The following is a 25,498-nucleotide window of genomic DNA, read 5'->3' on the forward strand; positions in this document are numbered from 1 at the left end:
ATGATTTTTACAAGTATATTTAAGCGATTTTTTATAGCTCCTTTAGTGGCGTCTTTGTTAATCGCAGGGTTAGTTAGCCTCGCACTGAGTATTCTAAGCCAAGACGCTTCTCAACAAGCGACCTTAACCGTAAGAAAGGTAAATTTAGCGGTGTTACCTCCACCGCCTAAGCCTAAAAGCCAACAACAAAAATCGCAGGTTGATAGCGCACCAGATATACAGCTAAATGTGGATGGTGGTGGAGTCAATATGGAATTTCAAATTACTGAGGCATTGCAGGATATGGCTGTCACTGAATTGCCTGAGATAAAGGTTCAGAACAGTCAAAACAGCTTAGTAGATATACTTAATTTCGATTGGCAAGCCTTTGGATTGTCTGACTTGGATGAAACACCAAGGTTACTCACCGATCTTAAAGTTCGATTCCCTGAAAGCCTAAAACGTAAAGGAGTAAGAAGCGCAGAAGTAGAGCTGGCGGTATTGATTGACGAACATGGTGGTGTGTTACTTAAAAATATTATTCGAAACCAATACCCTGAGCTTAATACAGCGATAAAAAAACTAATTAGCCAAGCGCGATTTAGTATCCCTAAAAAAGATGGTGTTGCGGTTCAAGCAAGCTTCAATTGGCCATTGGAGTTTGCTGATTCATGAAGTTAATTCGTTACTGCTTATTACTATCTAATTGCATTATTTTGAATAACGCTTTTGGGGAAGAACTGATTAATACAGGCCAAGTACCTGTGATTTTACCTACGTTCAATAAACCTTTTTTGCAACGAGAAGCTAAAATAAGTGCACAAGAATATCCGTTAGCACAGACTCTTAAACCCTATTTAGAGAACGAAAATTATCAGCCAGCTTTAAAGTTACTAGCCGAATATAAGGAAACCAAAAGCCCAGCATTATTGTTGTTAGAAGCGCAATTAAGAATGCAACAAGAAGAGTTCAAGGAAGCGGAGAAGTTGTTAAAATTGGCATTAGAAGATATGCCTGATTTCATTCGAGCTCATTTGGCGCTAGCGAGTGTATATCAATTCTTGCATAAGTCTAAAGAAGCCCAGTTAGCATTAAGTCAAGCGATTAGTTTAGGGGCTTCTGGTGCGACACATTTTGCACAACTAGGCTACTTAAATATGCAAAATAACGATTCGCAGAGTGCTATAGCGGCCTATCAACATGCATTAATGTTAGCGCCCGAAAACATGGATATTCGTCAAGGGTTGTTGTTTGCATTAGTGCAAAGTGCCCAACATAACGCGGCACGAAATTTATTAACCGGTATGTTGCACAAACAGCCTGAAAATCATCAATTTTGGCTACAGCGAGCGAGTTTAGCGTTGCAGGCCGGTGATAAAAATATGGCCCTGAGTAGCGTGGAAGTGGCGATAAGGTTAGGAGGGGAGAGTAAACAAGCACGTAACATGGCAATGCAACTCAATATCCAATTAAAGAATTATCAAAGAGCATTAGATCTGAGTTTACTCATGTTGCAAGAACAGCAATTGGAATTTATCGAAATTGAAAAACTTCTTAGCTGGTTAGTTTCAAACGACGAATGGCACTATGTCGAAGCATTGCTTGACGGAACATCAGTACTGGGATTAACTCTTAACCAAACGCAACAAAGCCAGCTCCTGTATTTCCGTGGCCAAATTGCACGACAAAATCAAGTTTTATCGGAGGCGAAAAAGACTTGGAAACAGGCTATTAAGCTTGATCCTTCCAATGGAAACGCGTTATTAGCACTAGCTAAGTTGATGGCTTTCAATGCCGCGTTTGCCGAAGCGGATCTTTATTATCAGCGAGCAGAAAAACTACCTGAACTAGCATTGCCGGCTAAGCTGGGAAGAGCACAGCTTTATGTTGATCAACATGACTACGAGGCTGCGTTGAGTTTATTGCAGCGCACCCATTCAGAATATCCCCATCGTCACGATTTACTTAAGAACATACGAATTTTAAGTAATTTAGTGAATAGTCAACAAACTATCTAGAACAACTATTCAATAGAGAAATTATATGCAAAATAATCGTTCCTTATTTAATGCTAGCAAACTTTTGTTATTAATTATGCTTGGCCTAAGCGTTTTCCAAGCTAATGCAGATACCAATGGCGAGCTTGAAAAAACGCAGTGCGACTCGCGCAAACAGTTCACTTATAGTTGGTCGTTTATGGAAAGTTGCGATTTCACTCCAAGAGGTGGCTCGAGTAAAGGAGTAGCCGTTACGCTTGATCCTGAAACGCATCCTGGATGGTTATCGTTGCAACAAGAGGGTATCAGTAATTTTGAAAAAGATCGGCGCGCTATTTTGGCGATGTCAGGGGCCTATCGAGTCAGTTTTGATTTCTTAGAAACCGTGGGATTTACTACCGACTATACACCTAGTCGCCCATATCAATCTTGGGGGACAGAGTTTGTGTACGTCGCAGAAGATAGTGGCGATTACATTAGCTTACAACATGTAATGGTAATGTATTTCATGCAAGATGACGGTTCTGTTTCTGACCCTATGGTAATGAAACATTGGCGTCAGGATTGGCAATTCCAAAAACGTGATCTTTTTGTGTACGCTGGAAATCATCGATGGCAGCATAAAAACCTTAATGCAGACGAAGTCAAAGGGACATGGTCGCAAGCTGTTTATCAGGTGGATGATTCTCCGCGCTATGAATCTTTTGGTATCTGGCAGCATAATGATAGTTTTTCCAGTTGGTTAAGTGCGAAAACATGGCGGCCATTGCCACGTCGTGAAGGGAGCGTGCGGGATGATTATCAAGTATTAGAAGGGACCAACAGACACACTATTTTACCTAATGGTTGGGTACAAGAAGAAGAAAACCTTAAGTTAGTATTAGATTCAAATGGCAAAGTTGCTGCAAAAGTGCCGTATTTGGCAAAAGAGTTAGGCTTGGCTCGTTATGAACGCATAATTGATCATGACTTTAGTACAGGCGACGATTATTGGCAGAAATCCGCACAATTTTGGACCGATGTACGAGATGTGTGGCGCGAAACAATCAGTGCAAGTAATAGTATTGTTATTAATAAAAAAGTAGATGGTAATTTTATGTTTATGCCATTTTTCGCCAAAGCACAAAGTCTCGTTGATGGACAGGCATACAATTCAAACGTAAGTAAAACGGAAATTAAAAAAATGTTGTCGCCTTTTATTAAAGTTGAGTAGTCTACATTCATTAATTTGTTTACTTTTTAATTGGTCGTATGGGAAACAAGCAGTTTTCAGAAATAATTGGCTTGGGCGACAGCGAAGCTAAATTCAATGTTTATATTCAAAATCGTCCCAATTTCTGTTTTGAACAACAAAAGGGCTGGCGCTCGCTAGATAAGAGAGAAATCTATGCCATAGGGCAGGCCTGTGGCAATGGATGGCGTAAAGTGTTTAATGTATACGCCAAACTCTATTATGCCCTTCAAGGGGAGTTATTAGCCAAAACTAAAACACACTCAAGTTGGCAAGCTTATCGTGACGATAAATTATTGCAAAAGGGCAGTGATACAGCGCTTATATTTTGCGAACCTGAATTCGCAATAGCTAAAGGGCTGCACATTATAATGGGCCGAACCTACGCCAAGTCGCTACAGTTACCCAATACGCTCGTTTGGCTCAATCAGGAGTTTGCCATAGATACATTTAATCGAATTATCGTATGTCCATACTTCGATTATCGACAGCTTTCGAACCAAAAAATCCTATTTTTAGTTGAGTTGATTAAAACCCATTTTTCAGCTCTGTTAACAGAAAATCGTTAATCTGCATATCCACTGCCAATCGCATTAAATGGCATTTTTAATTCCAGTTCAGGTACTTGCAGACCAATCCAAGCAGGAAAAGTGTTGCTGTTTGGACCTGGGAAAATCGTATATTCATTTGCCCATGGGTAGCGGCTAATGGCACTGGTAATTTGTGGAATCAGTCGTGCGGCCTTGTCCCCTTGAATTGACAGCACTTTTTGCGGCTCAGCACCATACCAAAATCTATCTGGGGTGGGCGTTTTATATTCTCTAAGGGCAGGAAGGCCGCTTCTTACGCGCCAACCGACAACCTCGTACACAGTATATTCTGCGGCATTTTCGGTTTTTAACGCGATCCAAGTATGCACAGCAAACCAGCCTCGCCAGCTATATGCGTCAGCTGCATACACTTCAATGACAGCGCTTTTATCTATGTCTGGACGCGGAGCAATACCTGCTGATTCTCTGCTAGCTGTGCGCCAAGAGTTATTTGAACATGCACTGACTACAACTAAAATAAGCAGCGCCAAAATGTACTTCTTCATTCACTACCTTTTAAAAAACAAAAATGCCCAATTAAAAACATAGATCTACCAGGATTAACTATAATTCTATTTATCGATGCATTTCAGCCATATTCAACTTAAAAATGAGTTAACTCAGCTTTTAATTTTTATTTTGCAGTTAAACAAAGTAAATAGAATCGTGAAATGAGTGAAAATAAAGCTCCATTAGAATTGCTAATTTCAAACATCAAACGCCACCCTATTGTGTTGGTACTTACTGCGTTAGGCACACTATTGATAGTGCTATCTTCGGTAACGGATGCCAGCAAAAATTTACTAAGTCTATTTCAATCAACTGACAGAATAGAAATAAATGGTCAATGGCAGGCTAACGTAAAATATTCTTGGAATGAGGAAAGTGTGACCGAAAAATTTCACTTTTATGGAGATGCTGAATCTTTAGCAGGCACAGCTTCATTTTTACAGCGTCCAAGGGGAATTGTAGAGGGTACGGTGAAAGGGAATCGTGTTGAATTTAAGACTAAAACACAATCAATTGTGGGAAGTGGAGAAACTAATCTACTCGTTCACCATTATCAGGGGGTATATAGTCACAATGCGATTCATATTCTTATGTATAGCCAAGGAGGAAACACTCAGGGCGAACTCGCTGAATTCGATTTATTTCGAGCTTCGATAGACGAAAAGAGTGACTAAAGCTTAAAAGATTTAGTTATCTTCATTAGCTGCGCACAAAGAAAAACCAAGTAAACCCGATTATGTTTACTATCACGGTTATCCAAAAAACAAATCTGAATTCTTTCTTTTGTGTCTTATGACGCAATGATTGTTGAGCAAAAATAGCGCCTGGCCAACCCCCTGCTATGGCGAGTAAATGAAGGGTTTTTTCTGGTATTCGCCGGCCTCCTTTTTTGGATTTTGATTTATCAAATGCGTAGATGATAAAGCTGACGAAACTCATCAATAAATAGAAGTAAACAATCTCTGTCGGAATCCTACCAATAGCATTGCATCCTAAAACTACAATTAAAAATGTCAGCGCGAGATACACTGAAAATGGGCTGGTATGCTTGTTTTTAGAGGGGGTACTTCGTGATTTTAAAGGCATGTAAGTTGTTGCCACTTTGGTTAAATTAAAAGATCTACACATTATTTACACAGAAAATCCCACTGCCAAAACAGTGAGATTTTTTCTGTAAACAAATGAATGCTTTTTACATTAAGTTGTCATTCACTTTTACAGTGGTGTCGTGCTTCGCTCCAGATCTTTTATTATTTTCGCTTTCTAGAACAAAGTCCAATTGTACCAAAATGTCATCTAACTTTTTAGATGGCTGTTGATAAAGCCATTGTTTGACGGCAATAACCGATGCATCATCGAAAACGACTTTAGGATTTGAGTCGACAACTTTCACATCCGACACTGTGCCATCAAGATTGATATCAAAACTGAGAATGACAGAACCCTCGATGGCTTGCTCTGCTGCCAATGCAGGATATATCGGCTCAACTCGATAGGTGGGGTAGCTGGATGTGGCTTCTGCTTGTTTACCTGTTTTGTCTCCGGCATTAACTAAATTAATGCTTAGGGTTAGCGGTACCAATAGTAACATTGACAAAATAGATGCCCATACTTTTGATTTTTTATGGGTTTTAAGACGTAACATTCGTTCTTGCATAGCGTTTTTTGCTCCGTAATTGATAAAGGTGAGGGGGATCTTTGGGCCCGCTATATTGCACAAAAGCAACGCTTTGGCATAAGCAAGTCGCATAGATTTGGGGCGAGAAGCAAGCACACTCTGGTCACATGCCAATTCTTGTGATTGCCGAAATTGCCCATAGGCAAACCACATAATAGGATTGAACCAAAATAACAATACGATTAACTGCGCCGCACTATTCCAGAACAAATCTCCACGCCTAAGGTGGGTGAGTTCGTGCGCCATTATCATGTCACGTTGCGCTTGGTTAAAATCTTCTAAAAATTGAAGAGGTAGCACTAATTTAGTATTGAATAGCCCAAAGACAAAGGGGCTGTTTACCTTATCTGAAACATATATCTGAAAAAAATCAATGCAATCTCGTTGGCCTTTCATTTGCGATTGATTTGATATGAGAATTTGCCTAGTTCCTTGGTCTATGGCGGTTAGTTGTAACGATTTGATATAAGTTCTATGTTGCATAATTAATGTGATTAATAATCCAATTACGACACTTAGCCAAATGAATACCAGCACGTTGTGCATGCTAAGCCAATTTTGTGTAGCAGTTATACTTACCTGTTTAGCGGACAAAATGAATTGTCCGACTTTATAGTGAGACAATGTGTTTTGAACTGGGGAATGAATAGCAATCAAGCTAACTAAAATGGATAAGGGCAGCAATGTCCATTGTAGGTATTGGGCAGAGGCCCCAATAAACCGAGTCACAAAGGGTTTAGTGATTAATAGCCAAAATACAAGGAGACTCAAGAAAATAGTCTGTTCTATTAACCAGCTAATCATTGTCTTTCTCCCAGTCAGAAATTATTTTTTTAAGCTGGTCGATATCTTCTTGTTTTAGCTTTTCTTGATTGGCGAAACTGGCGATTAGTGGGGAAACTCGGCCGCCGAATATACGATCTAAAAAGTGTTTACTTTCTGTCTGTTGAAAATCTTTCTGTTCGATTAGTGGAGAGTAAAGATAACGGCGCCCATCTTTTTGAAACGAGATAGCCTGCTTTTTAACTAACCTACCCAACAAGGTTTTTACCGTTTTTTCATGCCACTCCAATTGATTATCGAGTCTATCGACAATTTCACTGGCGCTACACGGGTAACTTTGCCACAAGGCATTGAGCACTTTAAGTTCTGATTTACTGATTTCCATTTTTCACCCAAAACAGTTCGATTACAAATGTAATCGATTGACTATTAAGATTACGCTTGTAATCTTAATAGTCAAGTTTTTTAGATTAAAAAATTTTATTAGGTTAGGAAGGTCTAGTGAGTGCTTAGTTTAGGCAGGCACTTGGAAAATGTGTCCTACACCGATCGATACCGCCATGGCTAAGGATCCCAAAATCAATACTCGTATGGCCCCTTTAAGCATTGATGCACCACCGATTTTAGCCGATACGCTACCAAGAAGTACTAATGACAATAGAGAAGTAATCACAATAGAAGGAATTAGTAGGGGGCCTTTCGTGAATAACACGGTCAGCAAGGGTAATAATGCGCCAGCAGAAAAAGATAAAGCAGAAAAAAGTGCTGCTTGAAATGGGTTTCCTTGGGATTGTTCAGTAATACCTAGTTCATCTCTGGTATGACTACCGATCGCATCTTTAGCCATTAACTGTTTGGCAACTTGCGTGGCTAAATCAGACGTTAAACCACGATCTTTATATATGTTTGCTAGTTCTTGTTCTTCGGCTGCCCAATTTCTATCAATATGTTTTTGCTCTAAAGCTATTTCAGCATCTTCTATATCTGTTTGTGAACTCACCGAAACATATTCACCGGCTGCCATAGACATTGCGCCAGCCACTAATGCAGCTAATCCCACGATAAACAAATGTTCAGCAGCAACCTGAGACGCAGCAATACCGACAATTAAACTTGCAGTAGAGACTATACCGTCATTCGCGCCTAGAACGACAGCTCGTATCCAGCCAATCCGATCTGCTTTGTGCTCATGGTTATAATCCATAACGTCCTTGCTTCTGATTTTCTGCTAGTAAAGATAGGTTAATTGTAAAGACTCATAGGCAGCATACAAGTGGATAATAAACTTAACGCTGTGTTTTTTGTGAGGTTTTTAAGCAGCCATAAATAAGTGAAAAATATCCTTCGACGTTTATTTGGCGACGAATGACTGGCCAAGTAATGTTATAATCCTCTTCATTAGCTTCCCTTGTTGTTTTAGAGTTGTAGTTAGTCTGACGTCTTTTTAGTTTATCCACTTCCAAGGTCTATATTTTTGCACAAAATTCCAGTTACTACTGTTGCACTTATTGTTGTTTGCTTAGGTTCATTTATAGGGCCGTTGGGCATGGCTGCAGTTAATGTTGCCATTCCAAATTTAGCGGCAGACTTGCATGCCAATGCAAAAATGGTGAGTTGGTTACCCACCATTTTCTTGCTAAGTAGCGTAATCTTCATGTTGCCGTTCGGTAAACTTGCTGACAATTATGGGCGAAAACGTATTTATGCAACTGGGTTGAGCCTCTATGCTTTTTCTTCGCTGCTTTGTGGTTTCGGACAAGATGTAGAGTGGGTGTTGCTTTGGCGATTTGTGCAAGGCGCAGCATCCGCCATGATCTTTGGTACAGGAGTAGCAATTTTAACGTCAGTTACGCCTTCTCAAAAACGTGGAGCAGCTTTAGGGCTGGCAGCTGCATGCGTGTACATAGGTTTAACTCTAGCACCGGTCATCGGTGGGTATCTAACAGAAACCTGGAGTTGGCGAGCGGTTTTTTTATTTCCTGTCCCACTTATTACGGTGTTGTTGATTTTAATTAAGTTTGGGTTGAAAGGAGAGTGGAAAAATGACGAAGTAGCTTCATTTGACTGGCGAGGGAGCTGTATTTTTGCCATTTCAAGCACATCATTGGTGTTCGGGTTTAGTCATCTTCCTTCACTTTATGGCGTATGTTTACTGCTCCTGTCGGTGGCAACCATGGTGTTGTTTGTTATTCATCAAAGTCGCCATAAATCGCCTCTTATACGAGTGCAGATGTTCCGTGAAAGTAGGGTTTTTTCAATGTCATTGGGTACATCATTTTTGATGTATGGCAGTAATTTTCCATTGGCCTTCTTATTAAGTTTATATTTACAGGTTGTGCAGGGATATAGTCCTGCTCAAGCAGGACAAATACTACTCATTCAAGCCTTTTCTATGGTCTTTTTAGCACCTTTGTCTGGTCGCTTATCAGATAAAATTCAGCCGCGTTTCTTAGCCACCATCGGATGTGGAATTGTGGCGTGTGGATTTTTAGTGTTAAGTCAAATGACAAACAATACTGATGCAACATATATTGGTGTTTCGTTGTTACTCATTGGGATCGGTTTTGGTCTGTTTTCTTCCCCCAATAATAACGCCATTATGGGCTCAGTACAGGAGCGCGAGTTAGGTGTCGCATCAGCGTCATTAAATTTAGCCAGAATGATAGGCAATTTGTTTGGCATGAGTATCGTTAATTTGTTAGTACACTACTACCTGGGAGATAATAAAATTGTCGCGGAACAAACACCTGCATTGATGAAAACCTTATCTTTTGCTTTTCACATTTCCCTAATGAGTGTCATTTTAGCAACGATTTTGTCGGCAATTCGTGGAAAAACAGGTCAACCAGTCTCGTAATATTCTTAAATGGAAAATTTTTAAATTTAATTTACTAAGCTAGATGCTAATAATCACCCTAATTTAGCCCGTGTAAAAATTTTCCGAAAGCTAGCGTATCCCTAATAAATTCTTTATATCCTTGTCTTGTAAGGAAAATAATTTACTTTTGAGCTCAATCTGAAATTTTAATTTTCCTAAAATTAATGCTTGTTCGACTTTTGAACAGACGCTAGTATTAAATTTGGAACCCAATATTCATTCTATAAAAATGCACAATTTTTCGTATGTTTACTAGTGACACTGTAATCAGTGTGGGTCGTTGCACGCAAACCAATGATGTTCATATAAATGATCCGAGCGTTTCTCGCAACCACTTGCAACTGAGTATCAATAATCTGGACTTTATTAAAGTCAAAGATTGTGATTCGTCATACGGATCGTATTATTGGGAGGGAAGTCAATGGCTGCAATTTGATGTTGTTACGTTAAGTGCTAATGACTACATAATTGTTGGCCAAACGAAACTTCGTATAATGGAAATCATGATTGCATATCAAATTAAGAGCAGGAGCCGAGGTATATGACCAGTTTGGAGAAAGAAGAGTCTTATTATCGTCTGGTTGTATTGTTAACAACGTCCTTTATAGCACTAGTCATCATTATAGTGGGGTTTGTCCTTACTGATAAGCAGCCCGACACTAGTACAGAAATGCGTATGGCAGATATTTTATTTGACCGTAGTGGACCTTTTTATCCTTTTACAATTCAAAATGTAATGTGGGTCTTTTTCTTTATTTGTGCCGGTGAAATTTGGGTTCGTTGGCAGCGGGCAACTCAAGAAATTAATCAAATTAACCGCGGTTTGATTAGTGATGATGAAGACGCGCTTTATCGACCAAAAGATTTAGGTCCAATATATCAAGCCATTAAAGCGGACAAGGTCGGAAGCCATTTTTATCTTCAACGTTTGATCAAACGTGTCATTTTGCAATTTCAACTTTCTCGTAATACAGAACAAGCTAATAACCTGATGAATTCCTCTCTTGAGTTGATGCAGCACGAAGTCGATTTAAAGTACACCATGGTACGTTATTTGGTGTGGTTAATTCCCACATTAGGATTCATTGGTACAGTTATTGGTATAGCAATGGCACTTTCAAGTGCTGGTGATATGCCGCCGTTGTCTGATGCAGATGCCATCAAGGGATGGGTTGCGGTAATCACGATAAAGCTCGGTGTTGCATTTAACACCACATTACTCGCGCTGATAATGTCAGCCGCATTAGTATTTTGTATGCATTTGGCCCAAGGGCGAGAAGAAAAAGCCCTAAATCAAGTAGGCCAATATTGTTTAGACAGATTAGTAAACCGCTTAATAGCGGCAGATTAAATACAAGGAGATATCCCAATGAGTTTCAGACGTGGTCCAGACGGGAAACCCGTTGAAATCGAATCAAGTTTTGTGAAAAGCGATGATAGACCAACACAATCCACACCAGATGAGGGAACAAAACCACCTCAAGGTATGTTTGGTGGTAGCCAAGCAAACAAACCCAAAGAGGGGGCGACTCAGCCACCGAATGTTGATTTATTTAATCATATGAAATCATCCGGTTCATCGATGCGACCAGGTGGAGTTGCTGTATCACCTGAACCACCTACACGCCCTGCAAATATGCCAGGTGCAAGTGACGCCGCTAGCACCCCAGAAAATACCCCTCCACCATCTAATCACCAAGCTACACCTAAGCCAGTAGTTGAAGAACCTAAAACATCGATTAATTTTGGCGGTGCAGGAGCATCATCCAGTACCGGTGCCAGCGCTTCAAATGCCAGTGCGGAATCGTTTGTTTGCGGCTGGTTAGTTGTAGTAGATGGACCTGGAAAGGGCAAAAGTGTGGTTATAGGGCCAGGACAAAGTGCGATTTCTCGCTCCCCTACAGAGCGCATTACGCTGAACTTTGGTGATACCTCCATTACCTCTAAACAACAGTTACTTGTAATTTATGATGATGAAAATCGTGAGTTTATTGTAGCACCAGGTAATGGCTCAAGCTTGAATCGTGTCAATGGTCAGATCGTAGCTGGACAAACAGTTTTACAATCTGGAGATCAATTAAAAGTGGGTGCTACAACGCTTAGATTTGTCGCTTTTTGTGACCAGAACTTTAATTGGGAATAATGATGCTGCAAATCTCTGCGGGATGGGCTCAAACGGTTGGAAAGCGTGACTACCAGCAAGATGGCGTGACCAAACTAGTGTGGCCAAATGGGTTTGCACTGACGGTTCTATCTGATGGAATGGGCGGGGCTGTCCATGGTGAAGTCGCAAGCCAGGAAATATTACGTGCTTTCAATGATGCTTTTTGCGATAGCGAAGAAGAGCAAATGGATGTGCGACTACAACAAAGTTTAGATGCAACCAATCAACATTTAGCAAACTATATTACGCAAAACCCAGAATGTAATGGCATGGGCGGCACCTTGATCGCTGCGGCATTCACTGGTGAGTATCTGGATTTTCTCAGTGTCGGCGATAGTCCATTGTGGTTGTGCCGTGGTAATGCGTTGCAACGCATAAATAAAGACCACTCGAAAAAGTCTGAATTAATGCAATTAGTGGAAGAGGGCGTGATGACTGAACAAGATGTTGCTGTTCACCCCCAGCGTAATCAGTTGACCTCAGCAGTGATGGGGTACGATGTTGACATGGTTGATATTAACAGTATAGCGCTTCAAAGCGGCGATATCGTGCTGCTAGCCAGTGATGGAATTGAAAGTATTCCAGAGCAAGACATAGCCACTATGTGTCACCGTTTTTACCAATCAGACCCGCAGGTGTTGGCAGAGCACATTGTCGGTTATGTGGATAGTCTCGATAAAGACTACCAAGATAATGCCACTGTCATGGTGTTAAAAGTAGCACAAGAATCGGATTCAGAAGAATTAACAGAATAAAATGAGTAAGGAAATCGGCATGTTTTTGTCATCTAGATTAGTCGCGTTAATGCTAATAGCCATTAGTACATCGATTTTTTCCGTTTCAGCGGAATACGCCTATGAAATACAAATAGAACGCAGCAATGGTAAAATATTGAAAGCGTTAGCAAGCAAAGTAAATGACAATCAGTTTGTTACTGATGCAGAGTTGATAAGTGGTGCGAAATCGGTTTTTATCGTCGACAATTCAGTGAATCCAGCTGCCAAAATACTCGCGACAGTCATTGCCGAAGATGAAAGCAAACGTTTGGCTATTTTATCTGCAAGTAATGTGAGTGGTGAGCCGAGTGTACTTGCCAAAGAAGCTCAGCAGGTAGGTGAACAACTAATTTTGGCAACTGGCAGCGAACAGATTCCGTCAATTGTACAACGCTTAGAGCCTGTTAAAAATCTTTCACAGGGCAATATTTATGTTCACACTGCTTTGTATGGTGAAGGCCAATGGGGCGCTCCATTACTCAATAATTGTACGCAACTTGTTGGCCTAAGTGTGTTTGAAACGGCCATGTTTGCAGGTATGAAAGCACCTGAAAGTATTGCCTATGCTTTGTCTACTGAAACCCTGAAATCATTTCTTAAACAAAATAATGTGGTATTCAAAGAAGCTGATGAAGTGTGTTTATCTGATGTAGAACAAGCCAAGGCTAAAGCTGATCTTGCGGCTAAACAAGCCGAAGAAGCAGCAAAAAAAGCAGAGGAGGCGGCCAAACAAGCAGAACTTGCAGAGAAAGCAAAAGAAGAAGCAAATTTAGAAGCTAAGAAAAAACTGGAAGAAGCGCAAAAGCAAGCCGAAGAAGCAAAACTCGAAGCAGAACGTGTGCTGCAAGAAGCGAAAGACGAAGCAGCCAGAATTGCTAAAGAAAACGAAGAAAAACAAAAGAAAACGGATGAAGCGATCAAAAAGGCTGAAGAAGAACGTTTAGCTCTTGAGGAAGCAAAATCAAAAGCTGAGCAAGCGGCAGAACAAGAAGCACAAAAGCAGGCCGAATCTGAACAGCAAAAAACCTACATAATGCTTGGCGGCGGCGTGTTGTTATTGGTGATGTTGTTACTGTTCGTCATCCTAATGCGCAAACGCAAAGAAGCGATGCTGGCGCAAACCAATGAACTGCAAAACAAAGTGAAAGAAGCCACTGGCCTTGCACAAGAAAAGGATAATTTGGCCGGCAAAATCGCAGCAATGGAAAAATCATTTAACGATATTTTGTTAGATGGAGTCACTCCCAAAGGCGATACCATCAGAATCAAAATAAATGGTAAGGCCCTCGCGCAAAGCGAAGGTCAGATCATTGGTCGTGAGAGCGCACAAGTTGATTATGTGCTTGGTGAAAGTGAAATATCCAGAAAGCATTTAATGCTCAGATTGCATGAAGATAAAGTGTATGTTGAGGATATGGGTAGTCAAAACGGTAGTTGGTTAAATGAAGTTCAGTTAAATCCAGGTCAGCCCATGGAATTAAGTAATGGTATGACACTGCGCTTAAGCACCATTACGTTTACTGTTAATGTGCTATAGGACCTAATGGATAATAACTGTTAACGATGCAATCAACAGGGAATAAGGTACATGAAGCTCAAAAGTAGGGAAATCAATATCTTTAGCATGTCTGCTTTAGATTTGTTTGCTTCAGGAATGGGGGCGTTTATTCTACTCGCCGTCATTTCACTGCCTTTTTTTGGCAATGTATCACAAATACCTGCGCCTGCTCCGCAGCAGTGTCCCGAGGTGAAAGTTTGTCCGCCTCCTAGTCCACCCAAACCTGATCCCATTCCAGTACCTAAACCTGAACCTTCTGGTTTTCAAAAAATGCAAACCCTTGATTTGGTCATTGTTCTAGATATCACAGGTAGCATGGATGAAGAGATAAATGGTTTACGCGCAGAAATTGGAAATATTGCACGTATTATTGAAATGCTTTCTGATTCAGCGGCAATGAAAATTGTGACATTTGGTGATAAAAACTTTGATCGTCCAGTGACACATTTCCCACTTACATTAACCAAAGACATTAGTGTTCTAAAGTCGTATCTCAATCAAGTAAAGATGAATCTAGGTTTAGGTAAAGGCTTTAATCCTGGTGATAACGGTGAATCGGTTTACGACGGATTTGAAACTGCACTACGCACAAAATGGCGTTCTAAAGCAAAACGCAGAGTCATTTTTATTATCACTGACGATGAGCCGCATTCAGGGGAATCACGGCCATTGATGCGTAAAGTGCAAAGTTTTACTAATCAGTCATATAGTGTATCAGTGCGCTATTCGGGCGACGAAAAAGACGAAAAAGCGTTTTATCAGGAACTTGCCACCACGGGCGCTGGTACCTACTTGGATAAATCCGATGGTTCATTAACCGCAGCGTTGTTAATTGCGCTCATGCCTAAATAGTGAGAGTACAGCAACGTGCAACGAGAACTTCAACCCGGCAACCGCATTCATAGATACGTCATCGAAGAGGTGTTGGGAAGTGGAGGGTTTGGTGTAGTTTATCTTGCACAACATGCCTCGTTAGGTTATCGGGTTGTAATTAAAGAGTATTTACCCAACCAAATTGCCCATCGTGTTGATGGCGTTGTAAAACCCTTTATGACGGATTTAGCCGACATTTATGAAACCGCATTACAGCAATTTAAGCATGAATGCGAAACGCTACTGACGCTGGAACATGACAATATTGTCTACGTATACGATTGCTTTTACGATTCGGGCACCGCTTATATGGTCATGCATCAAGAAATTGGTAATACTTTGTGGGAAAGTTATGTTCAGCAAGTGGAGATACACAATCAGCCGTTTTCGTGGCAGCAAATAAGCGCTGTATTACCCGGTGTGTTGAGTGGGCTCGATTATTTACATCAACAAAATTTGGTACACAGAGATGTTAAAGCGAGCAATGTATTTTTACGTGCAGGGCCAGTTATTCATCCTATTTTAATAGACTTCGGGGCTGTGAAAGTTGCTGGTGGATATGTCAGCCAACAAGCCCAAAACACGCAATCTTATGCGGCTTTGGAGCAAGAGTATAACGTGTTTCCTATTGGTCCTTGGACCGACATCCATGCATTGGGTGTCATGATAATTGAATTGCTAACGGGGCATCGTCCAATAAAAGCGTTTGACCGTTATAAACAATCAAGCCCTGATGGGAGCGATCCCATTTTAATGCTGTTAGAACAGGTATCACACTATAGTGGTAATACCATTGCCAACGCGTTGTTTTATGCGACACAGCTACAGCCAGAACATAGATATCAGAATATTAGCGAATTTAAAGCAGCGTTGCCCTTATAAGCACGCTTGAAAAGGAATTAGAAATGTCTAACAACCGTATAATCTTTGAAAAGTCTGAACAAGCCGGAAGAGATTACAATCAGGATCGATTTGCCTGTCACCTGAGTGAACAAAATGACGATGTGTTTATTGTTGTAGCTGATGGCGTAGGTGGTACTAAACAAGGAGAGTTGGCTGCGGAAATCATTGCCAGTAAAAGCGAAGAATTCTGGCAGACCCGTAGCAATTTTGCCAACGGCGAAGCGCTGTTAAATGCATTTGCAACTCAGTGCAATTTAGCGATTCGAAAGACATGTGAGCAAGGTACGTCCACCGCAGCGACGTTGACCGCATTGTTGCAATTAAATGGCGAATTGGTCACGGCTCATGCTGGAGACTCGCGAATTTACCAATTTGATGAAAATGGCAAAGTTAATCAAACCAAAGATCACTCTTTAGCATATGCTAAGTTTTTGATGGGCGAAATTCGCGAAGATGAATTAGCCACGCATCCAAGCCAAACTCAATTGCTCAACTGTCTCGATGGTAGTGAAGCTGTACAATGTGAAATTAATCACTGGCAATTGGCTGACGGCGAATTTTTCGTTTTATGCTCTGACGGCTTTTGGGAAATTTTTAACAATGATGAAATTTTAGAGTTAATTAAAAACGATAATCGTGAATACATATTTGCTAATCGCCTTGATGATACTTTGCAAATAAAACCAGGGCAGGACAATACCACCGTGGTGTTGTGTGAATTGGATAAAAGTAAAGCGGTTATGGCGTCAGAACAGTCATCAGCAAACGCGGCGAAGACTCAGCCAACTGCGCATGTTGCAGACGTTTCTCATGCTCAGGCTGCGGCTGAAACTGCACCTCATACGCAAGCTTCACAAACCTCTGGAGTGAGTCTAAAAGTCGTACTTTTGGCAATCGTTGCGATTGCACTGTTAGTCTTGTTGTATTTTACCTATAGACACTACACCCAGCCCTGTTGTGGTCCTGAATCACAGATATTGAATGCTGATGAGTTTGAAACAACAGATGCTTCTCCAGAACAACAGCAATCGCAAGGCGAAAATAATCTCAAGGAGCTAACTGCTGAGCCGAATGTTGTTGTAGATGAGAGCACGCAACTTGCAGATGAACTGGAAAACGCCCCTGAAAATGATATATCGGACGACTCTATACTACAAAATCCAGAGGAAGACACACCGCTAAACGAGGCTTCTGATGAAATGGACGATAAAGTAGAAGAGAGTAAAAAAGCATCTAGTCGAGCTGCAAAGGAAGTGAAACAAAAAGTTGAGTCGGAAGTGAAAGATCAAGCTGACCAATTAAACAATGACGAGCAAGCTGCCACGCAAAATTTCGCCGCTAATAGTGAGGTTGCTGAAATCGTGGCTTCCGACGAACAGGGTAATCCGCAGGCCATTCCAGATCTTAATGCAAATTTGGATTCGGCTCCTGACTTAGCACTCGATATAGCTGCTGGTGAAGATCCGGTTGCTAAACTCGAAGAACGTTTAACCCAAGACGGCAGCATAGCGAAAGGCAGTAAATTAACTAAAACTGACGAAATGAAAGATCAGTATGCTGAAATCGTAACGGTACAATTAACCGTGAATAATACGCCAGTATACGGCGCTATTTTACGCTATCAAAAAACACCTTCTGGGCTTGAAATTATATCTGGTAAGGTTAGCAATTTACCTTCTGTTCCCGCTTCCCCTACGCATGATTTCGCTAGTTGTTTCGCTCAATACCAAACGGCTCAAACAAAACAGAACAACACTGTGCAAAAAGGCAAGTCAACACCAACGCTTTATATCGACTCTGCTAGCGCAGGTTATTTTTGGCTGACAGATATTGTGGTGAAAGAAACCGGACAAGCTTTTGATTTATTTTTACTGGATAGCAGTTGTGATTCGCTGCGCTTAGTGCCTAGACATGTAAGTAACTGAGGTTATTGAGTTGTGATACGGTTTGCTTTTTTATCGATTTTATTTTCTTTTGCTAGCATTGCAGCTGCAGAATATGAAGGTACTGGAAATAACTCTGGTAACGGGCTTCAAGCACCGCGTGTCGAGACCTCTTTCGAGCCGGTTAACGCACCAATAAAATCCGAATCAGCCTTGCAAACCTGGATAAGTGCGAATAAAGCGCAATTAGGTATGTCTGATGCGTCAAACATTAAAATGTTGCAAACGACCATTGAAAATAACGGCTACAGTATTTATCGAATTCAGCAGCAAGTGAATGATATTGACGTATTTGCTCATCAATCAGTACTGATTTTTTCACAAGGTCAACCAATTAGTGCTCATCTTTCGTCTACCGAACTACCCGCTAAAGACCCAGTAAATAAAGCTGAATTAGAACTAGCTGTGAAACAAGGGTTAGCGAATTTAGACGTGAAATATCAGGACCCACTTCAGATTCAACCCGTTTACTGGAAAGCCGCGAAAGAGCTAATTCCAGCCGCGGTAGTAAAAGGAAAACTGACAAAAAATGACTTGGACTATTTCTATACGTTGGTGATATCCAGTTCTGGCCAGTTGCTTAGTGCTATCCCCAATCGACTTGATTTCGATTATGGTTTGATTGATGTGGATGAAATGTGTCAAAAGGTTGGTTATAGCCTTCCAACCTCGGCAGTTGATTTACTTATCATGGCTGACAGTGGATACATTCAAACTTATCCGCCAGCCGAATCTCAAAGTACTTCTAGCACAACTAAAGAACGTAAACTGGCATCTATGTTAGACGATGCAAATGCGTACCTCAGAAGTCAATTTAACCATACTGGCATCGACAGAAATAATAACGTCACGGTACTTGCGTTTGTTGGAAATAAATTCTTTGAGGAAAGTTTAAGTTGTGCAGGCAACAATACTACCAATGCATTTTGGACAGAGTTAAGTGATACGTTAGGACTAATGCATATTCATGCCCCATTATTGCAAAATCCAGAAGTCATAATGCATGAATTAACTCACGGAATTGTTGCTTACGGAGCCGGACTTATTTATCAGCAACAATCAGGTGCATTAAATGAAGCAATAGGCGATGCTTTTGGGGTAGGTTTTGTTAGCTGGAAGAATAAACGTGTTAATGCGCCAGCTCCTTCTGATTGGAAACTAAAACTGGGTAATCAAGTTATTCGTGATTTTAGTTATCCTACTCGTGTTCAAAATATGCCAGACCACTATAGTGATCGATATACCGGAAGTGAAGACTATGGTGGAGTTCATATTAATTCTTCGATTATTAATCATGGCTTTTATCTGTTGGCAGAAGGCGGTTCGCATCGACGCTTGGGTGGTAAAAAAGTACCTAAAATAGGGATGAAAAAAGCCTTACAGATTTGGCAATACGGCGCCACCAAAATCTTAACGCAAACTTCTGATTTTGAAGATGCGCGGTACGCTTTTGCGCGATCTGCTGAAATAATATTTGGTAAATATGCGGTCGAACGCACTGCGGTGCATATGGCTTTTGATGCCATTGGCGTAAAAGGGCAATGGACTAAAAATGTCCCACCACCGAAACCAGATCCGGTTCCCGATCCTGAGCCTGACCCTAAAGTAGACCCAATCCCAGATCCAGACCCCATTCCTGATCCCGTACCAGATCCCGTACCTGATCCTAAACTGGATCCTAAAGCAGATCCGGTCCCTGAACCAAAACTAGATCCAAAAACAGAGACCACGTCAGATGTGGATAAAGATATTTTGCTTGTCGCTGTTGGTGTATTACTGTTGTTTTTGGTTATCTTAATTTTTGTAGTCAAAAGGGCGCGTCCAGGTAAACCCGAAAATCCAGCTTATGCACCATATAACGTGACACCGTCGCCATCTTCTGAAAATAATCAGCCAGAAAAAGCGCTGAAACCTAAGTTAGTAGCAGAAGGCAATTTTGGATATTTTGCAACGGATGAACAATTTTACGCGCTATCCAATAAAGACTTAACAGATAAAGGGATTACCATAGGGCGCTCCAGTTCTGCAAATATCACGCTTGCACATCCGTCAGTGTCGAGCTATCACTTACGTCTGTTTTTACATGACAAGCACTTATATGTTGAAGATCTCGGTTCGAGTTATGGCACCTTTGTTGATGGCGAAAAAATCAAAAAGCATCAAGCGACTCGATTGAATATAGGCGAAAAAATCGTCTTGTCCGATTTGGTTTGCCACATAACCAAGAGCAAGAAGCCCGTTAGTCAACACAACGATATTGCACAGGAAACTGAGCCAACACTCTCTTTAATTTCAACAAAGGGAAGTTTCCAAATAGGAAGCAAAGAAGCAAGCACGAAGGACGTAACTATCGGTCGTAATACAACTTGTGATGTGGTTATTTCCCATGACTCAATATCGGGGCGCCATGGCAGTTTCCATTTTAAAAATGGTCAATGGCACTATCAAGACACAGGTTCGTCTTACGGTTCATTTGTGAAAAAAGCGGAAAGATTAGTACAGATCGACAAAGGTACACAGTTGTTGCTTGAAGATGGCTTGATTTTATATTTGGCAGATTTGAAAGTTGAAGTGAGTATGGACAAGCCTCAAAGCAAGGTCACGCTTTGAGTCATATTGTTAGGCATTGAGAATAAATTAACATTACTAGGGTTTGAGAGTTAACGGTGACAGTTTATGGATGAAAATATATTAGCTTTACCGCAAGGCACTGAGCTAAATCATTACATCATTGAATCGGTGCTGGGGCAGGGCGGTTTTGGTGTGGTATATAAAGCAACCCATGCTCACCTTAATGAAGACGTGGTTATAAAAGAATTTTTACCTGTAGAACTTGCGAGTCGCCATGGTCAAACCGTGACGCCCCATGGTACTTCTAAACAAGATTTATACGGTGATTGTTTGCACCGATTTATGGAAGAAGGACGCACGCTAGTAAAACTGCGTCATCAAAATGTGGTGCGTTGTCGGGATCTATTCACGGCTAATGGCACAGCGTATTTAGTGATGGATTTTGAAGATGGTTTAGCTTTAGATGAGCTGATTAAAAGCTTGGAGGCTCAAGGTCAACAATACACCCAAGCGCAACTAATGCACTTTTTAGTACCCTTAGCAGATGGGTTGGCCTACATCCATGATGAAGGTGTTTTACATCGAGATATAAAACCCGGCAATGTTTTCATAAGACGAAGTGATGGCTCACCTGTGCTTATCGATTTCGGTGCAGCGAAACAAAATTTTGCAGTGGCATCACAATCACAAGCTCCCTATACCGAATTTTATGCGCCGATGGAACAAATCGAGGGAGGTGGAGAAGCAAAACCCACTATCGATATTCATGCGTTTGGCGCGCTAATGTATCGTATTGTCACTGGCATCGTCGGGGCGAAATCGGAAAGCCGAGTTTTAGCAATGGCAACCGGCAAAAATGATCCACTAGCTCCCGCAGCTTCATTAGCGAAAGGGCAATATTCCGATGATTTTCTTAGTTTGATTGATGATTGTTTAAAGTTTAAGCCTGAACTACGACCTCAATCCATGTCTGAAGTAAGATTGAGGTTATTAAACGGCGAGACGGCGGCGAAGGTTGTTCCCGATACCGCTCAACAATCATTAGCGTTGCTTGACGATCTCATTAATATGGCCGGCAGCGATAGTGTTATTTCAGATAGTGAAATGAAGTTGATTTTGACGAAAGCTCAGAGCGAGAATATCGATGCAACAGCTGCGCAAAATTATGTGATCTCTAAAGCGACTGAAAACAACTGGCAAATTGGAGATGCAGTCACCGCAGAAGATCCGCATAATGTCGTCGAATCTAGCTCAGGCAAAGATAAAGTAGAAAACAATAAAAAGCCAGAATCGCCGTATTTGCATGTACCCAAAAGAAACGTTGAAGAAAATCAAGATAATGAGGCTAGCCAAGGTAAAAAGAAGCGAACTTTAGGACAAAAGCTTTTTATTGTTTTTGTTTTTATCAGTATTTGTGTTGGTTTTGTGCGGATTGTTAATTATCAAAAAGAACAAGACAACAAAAGGCTGGTAGCCGAAGTTATTGAGCGACAAAAGCAACGGGAAGAGGCAAACAAACGTGCTGATTACAATGCTTGGACTAGAGCGAAGAGCATAAACACTGAAGTGGCTTATCAGGCATATTTAAGCGCCCAACCGAATGGACAATATCGTCAGTTAGCGCAAAATGCGATTGACGAATTGAAAAGATTGCAGCAACAAGCGCAACAACAACAAACCAATAAGAGAGCCGATGATGCCGCTTGGGCAGCCGCCAAGAAAGGCAATACAGCGATGGATTATGACAAATATCTATCAGAAAACCCCAGCGGTAGTTATCGTCAGGCGGCAGCCAACGCATTAAATGAGTTAGCTAATAAAGGGCAAAATCCAACTGATGATAATGAGCAGTTTACTCGAGGGTATAATTACGCCTATGGAAAAGAAGGCTTAAAACAATCCTATGCGCAGGCGGTTTATTGGTATCAAAAAGCAGCAGCGCAAGGCAATTCTGGTGCGATGAATAATTTAGGGCTATTACATAGCCGCGGGGATGGGGTGAAACAATCATATTCAGAAGCGGCTAAGTGGTATCGAAAAGCATCTGACCTTGGGGACGCCATAGCCGCTAATAATTTAGGTTCTTTGTATCGAGATGGTGAAGGTGTCCCGCAATCACACGCGGAAGCCAATAAACTGTTTAGGAAATCTATCGATCTTAAACATTATGGGGCGTACGTAAATCTAGGCTTTCAATACCATCGAGGCAATGGGGTGACTAAGTCATATACCGAAGCTGTGAAATATTACCGAATTGCTGCTGAACAAGGTGAAAAATACGGGCAACTAAACCTTGGAGTCATGTACGAAAACGGACACGGTGTAACCAAATCCGAATCGGAAGCGATTAAGTGGTATCGATTAGCCGCTAAACAAGGTGTTGAAAGTGCACAAAAAGCACTGGAAAGAAGAAATCTCACTTGGTAAAAATATACGTAAACTATTGAATTTTATAAATTAAAATAAGAGTTGTAACATGGAAAACATACTGGCGTTACCCATTGGAACGGAAATTAATCACTACGTAATTGAATCTGTACTGGGACAAGGCGGATTTGGTGTAGTGTATAAAGCTCACCATGCACACCTTGATGAAGAAGTCGTTATTAAGGAATTTCTGCCAGTAGAACTAGCCAGTCGTCAAGGGGAAACAGTGACACCGCATGGCACATCTAAGCAGGATGTGTATGGTGATTGTTTGCGTCGTTTTATGGAAGAAGGACGCACACTGGTGAAATTACGTCATCCTAATGTCGTGCGCTGTCGAGACTTATTTACCACCAATGGGACGGCCTATTTGGTAATGGACTTTGAAGATGGTCTAGCACTGGATGAATTGATTACCAGCTTAGAATCACAAGGGCAGCACTATTCTCAAGAACAATTGATGCACTTTTTACTACCTTTGGCTGATGGTTTGTCTTATATCCACAGTCAAGGCGTATTGCACCGCGATATTAAGCCAGCCAATATCTTTATTCGACGCAGTGATGGCTCCCCAGTTTTAATCGATTTTGGGGCGGCCAAACAAAATTTTGCGTTGGCGTCACAGTCACAAGCACCGTACACAGAATTTTATGCTCCCATGGAGCAAATTGAAGGCGGCGGGGAAGCTAAACCAACCATTGATATTCATGCATTTGGCGCATTAATTTATCGTATTGTTACGGGCACCAAAGGAACAAAAGCCGAGAGCCGCACCTTAGCATTTGCGATGGGTAAACCCGATCCACTTACCTCAGCTTCTGAACTCAAAAAAGGTGACTATTCCATGTCACTAATGAGCTTGGTAGATGACTGCTTACAGTTTAAAGCGTCAGATCGTCCGCAAACCATGGAAAAAGTAAAAGAACGATTATTGTCGATTGAGTCGAAAGATCAAATTGATGGTCCCGACGCTTCTACTTTACTGGCAAAATTAGATGATTTGATTTCCCTAGCAGGTAGCGATGGTGAAATCAGCGAAGCTGAAATGAAATTGATATTAGACAAAGCAGTGATGCTAACCATAGATCCTGCGTCTGCTCAACAATATGTTGTTGCTAAAGCGACTAAAAATGGTTGGAAAATCGAGAGTAAATCAACTCAACCTCCACCTGTGCCACCACCACCTCCTCCATCTCCGCCGCCTCCGCCGTTCCCCAAAGACGACAAAGACAGTGCGGAAAAGCCGAAACCTGCAGGTCAACCAGTTTGGCCAACAGAAGAAAAAACTGGATCTTCCGGTGGCATGAAATGGGTTTTACTTTCTTTCGTTTTTATCGCAATCGCTGTTGGTGGTTTTTATGGCTATACGGCTTACGAAGAAAAACAATTAGAACTAGCTAAACACAAGCGCTACTTAGCGCAAAAACAACGTGAACTAGATAAGCAAAAAAGAGAACAAGCGGAGCAATTAGCAAGAGAACAAGCCGAAAGAGACAAACGAAATGCTGATGATCAAGCATGGAATGCCGCTGCTAAAATTAACTCTCGTTCTTCTTATCAGAATTACCTGGATTTACAACCTGAAGGCCGTTACCGCACATCTGCGCAAAATCGAATTGATGAGTTTGACAGAATTGCACAACAACGTAAGTTTGATGATCGCGATAAAAAGGCGTGGGAAAAAGCGAAATCGGCTAATACTGCAATGGACTACGATGGCTATTTGGATGCCTATCCAGCCGGCGATTATCGAGCCAATGCGGAAGCAGCACTGCGACAACTAAGCAAAGAGGGGCTGAATCCGTCTGATGCAGTAGAACAATTTAGATTAGGAAATGATTACCGAAACGGCAAAGATGTTGAGAAATCTTATCCCCAGGCTATTTATTGGTATACACGTTCTTCTGCTCAAGGTCATGGCGGTTCAAGTAACAATTTAGGCTTTATGCATGAATATGGTTACGGCTTAAAGAAATCAAGCAAGGAAGCCGCCAAGTGGTATATGAAAGGTGCTGAACAGGGAGACGACTATGCCCAAAACAATATTGGTATTTTATATCGAGATGGAGATGGCGTAACTCAGTCTCACAGTGAAGCGGTTAAATGGTTCCGTAAATCTGTAGAACAAGATAACGCAGATGCTCTGGTAAACTTGGGATTGCAATATAGTCGTGGAGATGGGGTTCCCCAGAACAAAGCAGAGGCAGCTAGGCTCTATTTAGCAGCCGCAGAAAAAGGCGATGAATGGGGACAAAATAACCTAGGTGCTTTGTATCGAAATGGAGAAGGCGTTCAACAATCTCATACCGAAGCAATTAAATGGTTTCGTAAATCGGCTGATCAAGGGCACGCTAGTGCACAGGTCAATTTAGGTTTGCAATACGAAAGAGGTCATGGCGTAACCCAGTCTAACACCGAAGCGGTTAAATGGTATAGAAAGGCCGCTGAACAAGGAAATGTTTGGGGGCAATACGATTTAGGACTCTGTTATGAGTATGGCCGAGGGGTGAATAAATCGTTATCAACCGCAATTGAGTGGTATAAAAAAGCCGCAAGGGGTGGTCATAAGAGTTCTCAAGAAAGGCTAACAGAAAAAGGCTATACTTGGTGATCGAAGTAATAGCTTTGATTTTATTT

22 protein-coding genes are annotated in these 25,498 nt (G+C 41.3%); 17 read left to right on the plus strand and 5 right to left on the minus strand.

Annotation, left to right across the window (positions count from 1 at the left end):
* Genes GLIP_RS00420 through GLIP_RS00435 form a run of 4 tightly spaced genes read left to right on the plus strand, consistent with a single transcriptional unit; the run spans position 1 to position 3,776 of the window.
* Positions 1–654, plus strand: a complete 654-nt coding sequence (locus GLIP_RS00420; RefSeq protein ID WP_008842560.1) for an energy transducer TonB — start codon at positions 1–3, stop codon at positions 652–654.
* Entirely contained in the window at positions 651–1,997 is a 1,347-nt protein-coding gene (locus tag GLIP_RS00425; RefSeq protein ID WP_008842561.1) for a tetratricopeptide repeat protein, read from the plus strand. Before GLIP_RS00420 ends, GLIP_RS00425 begins: the two co-directional genes overlap by 4 nt.
* 25 nt (positions 1,998–2,022) lie before the next feature.
* Complete coding sequence (locus tag GLIP_RS00430) at positions 2,023–3,189, plus strand: DUF6607 family protein (RefSeq protein WP_008842562.1); 1,167 nt, start codon at positions 2,023–2,025, stop codon at positions 3,187–3,189.
* Positions 3,190–3,227: 38 nt separating this feature from the next.
* Positions 3,228–3,776: a DUF6942 family protein gene (locus GLIP_RS00435; protein WP_008842563.1), complete on the plus strand. Its 549-nt coding sequence runs from the start codon at positions 3,228–3,230 to the stop codon at positions 3,774–3,776.
* Here the strand turns inward: GLIP_RS00435 and GLIP_RS00440 are convergent.
* The gene (locus GLIP_RS00440) at positions 3,773–4,303 is read right to left on the minus strand and encodes a DUF3750 domain-containing protein (protein WP_008842564.1); all 531 of its coding nucleotides are present in this window, start codon (positions 4,301–4,303) and stop codon (positions 3,773–3,775) included. The two genes, GLIP_RS00435 and GLIP_RS00440, sit on opposite strands and share 4 nt — an antisense overlap.
* A 165-nt stretch (positions 4,304–4,468) precedes the next feature.
* Here GLIP_RS00440 and GLIP_RS00445 point away from each other — a divergent pair, with 165 nt between their 5' ends.
* A complete protein-coding gene (locus tag GLIP_RS00445; RefSeq protein WP_008842565.1) occupies positions 4,469–4,981 on the plus strand; it encodes a hypothetical protein in 513 nt (170 codons plus the stop codon).
* A gap of 25 nt (positions 4,982–5,006) precedes the next feature.
* On the opposite strand, the gene GLIP_RS22465 is transcribed toward GLIP_RS00445, so the two are convergent.
* The 4 genes from GLIP_RS22465 to GLIP_RS00465 form a co-directional block, all read right to left on the minus strand.
* Positions 5,007–5,435, minus strand: coding sequence for a DUF1294 domain-containing protein (locus GLIP_RS22465; protein ID WP_153886227.1), 429 nt, complete (start codon positions 5,433–5,435; stop codon positions 5,007–5,009).
* 64 nt (positions 5,436–5,499) lie between these two features.
* Complete coding sequence (locus tag GLIP_RS00455) at positions 5,500–6,789, minus strand: M56 family metallopeptidase (protein WP_008842567.1); 1,290 nt, start codon at positions 6,787–6,789, stop codon at positions 5,500–5,502.
* The gene (locus GLIP_RS00460) at positions 6,782–7,153 is read right to left on the minus strand and encodes a BlaI/MecI/CopY family transcriptional regulator (RefSeq protein WP_008842568.1); all 372 of its coding nucleotides are present in this window, start codon (positions 7,151–7,153) and stop codon (positions 6,782–6,784) included. Before GLIP_RS00460 ends, GLIP_RS00455 begins: the two co-directional genes overlap by 8 nt.
* A gap of 129 nt (positions 7,154–7,282) precedes the next feature.
* On the minus strand, positions 7,283–7,972 hold the full coding sequence (locus GLIP_RS00465) for a VIT1/CCC1 transporter family protein (protein WP_008842569.1): 690 nt from the start codon (positions 7,970–7,972) through the stop codon (positions 7,283–7,285).
* Positions 7,973–8,242: 270 nt separating this feature from the next.
* On the opposite strand from GLIP_RS00465, the gene GLIP_RS00470 reads away from it, so the two are divergent.
* The 12 genes from GLIP_RS00470 (at position 8,243) to GLIP_RS21230 (ending at position 25,472) form a co-directional block, all read left to right on the plus strand.
* A complete protein-coding gene (locus GLIP_RS00470; protein WP_040521509.1) occupies positions 8,243–9,625 on the plus strand; it encodes an MFS transporter in 1,383 nt (460 codons plus the stop codon).
* 266 nt (positions 9,626–9,891) lie between these two features.
* On the plus strand, positions 9,892–10,191 hold the full coding sequence (locus tag GLIP_RS22470; RefSeq protein ID WP_040521511.1) for an FHA domain-containing protein: 300 nt from the start codon (positions 9,892–9,894) through the stop codon (positions 10,189–10,191).
* Positions 10,188–10,997, plus strand: a complete 810-nt coding sequence (locus GLIP_RS00480) for a MotA/TolQ/ExbB proton channel family protein (RefSeq protein ID WP_008842572.1) — start codon at positions 10,188–10,190, stop codon at positions 10,995–10,997. Before GLIP_RS22470 ends, GLIP_RS00480 begins: the two co-directional genes overlap by 4 nt.
* An 18-nt stretch (positions 10,998–11,015) precedes the next feature.
* On the plus strand, positions 11,016–11,789 hold the full coding sequence (locus tag GLIP_RS21210; protein ID WP_008842573.1) for an FHA domain-containing protein: 774 nt from the start codon (positions 11,016–11,018) through the stop codon (positions 11,787–11,789).
* Positions 11,789–12,565 carry a PP2C family protein-serine/threonine phosphatase gene (locus GLIP_RS00490; RefSeq protein ID WP_083880038.1) on the plus strand — a complete coding sequence of 259 codons (777 nt, stop codon included), beginning with the start codon at positions 11,789–11,791 and terminating at the stop codon, positions 12,563–12,565. Before GLIP_RS21210 ends, GLIP_RS00490 begins: the two co-directional genes overlap by 1 nt.
* A 19-nt stretch (positions 12,566–12,584) precedes the next feature.
* Positions 12,585–14,123, plus strand: a complete 1,539-nt coding sequence (locus tag GLIP_RS21215; protein ID WP_008842575.1) for an FHA domain-containing protein — start codon at positions 12,585–12,587, stop codon at positions 14,121–14,123.
* A gap of 51 nt (positions 14,124–14,174) precedes the next feature.
* On the plus strand, positions 14,175–14,996 hold the full coding sequence (locus GLIP_RS00500; protein ID WP_040521512.1) for a vWA domain-containing protein: 822 nt from the start codon (positions 14,175–14,177) through the stop codon (positions 14,994–14,996).
* 15 nt (positions 14,997–15,011) lie between these two features.
* Entirely contained in the window at positions 15,012–15,899 is an 888-nt protein-coding gene (locus tag GLIP_RS00505; protein ID WP_008842577.1) for a serine/threonine protein kinase, read from the plus strand.
* Positions 15,900–15,922: 23 nt separating this feature from the next.
* Positions 15,923–17,845, plus strand: a complete 1,923-nt coding sequence (locus GLIP_RS00510) for a PP2C family protein-serine/threonine phosphatase (protein WP_008842578.1) — start codon at positions 15,923–15,925, stop codon at positions 17,843–17,845.
* Positions 17,846–17,857: 12 nt separating this feature from the next.
* A complete protein-coding gene (locus GLIP_RS21220) occupies positions 17,858–20,473 on the plus strand; it encodes a M4 family metallopeptidase (protein ID WP_008842579.1) in 2,616 nt (871 codons plus the stop codon).
* A 66-nt stretch (positions 20,474–20,539) separates the two neighbouring features.
* The gene (locus GLIP_RS21225) at positions 20,540–22,861 is read left to right on the plus strand and encodes a serine/threonine-protein kinase (protein WP_008842580.1); all 2,322 of its coding nucleotides are present in this window, start codon (positions 20,540–20,542) and stop codon (positions 22,859–22,861) included.
* Positions 22,862–22,910: 49 nt separating this feature from the next.
* Positions 22,911–25,472: a serine/threonine-protein kinase gene (locus tag GLIP_RS21230; RefSeq protein WP_008842581.1), complete on the plus strand. Its 2,562-nt coding sequence runs from the start codon at positions 22,911–22,913 to the stop codon at positions 25,470–25,472.
* The last annotated feature ends 26 nt before the right edge of the window (positions 25,473–25,498 follow it).

The sequence above is a fragment of the Aliiglaciecola lipolytica E3 genome, from assembly GCF_000314975.1.
Classification (GTDB): Bacteria; Pseudomonadota; Gammaproteobacteria; order Enterobacterales; family Alteromonadaceae; genus Aliiglaciecola; species Aliiglaciecola lipolytica.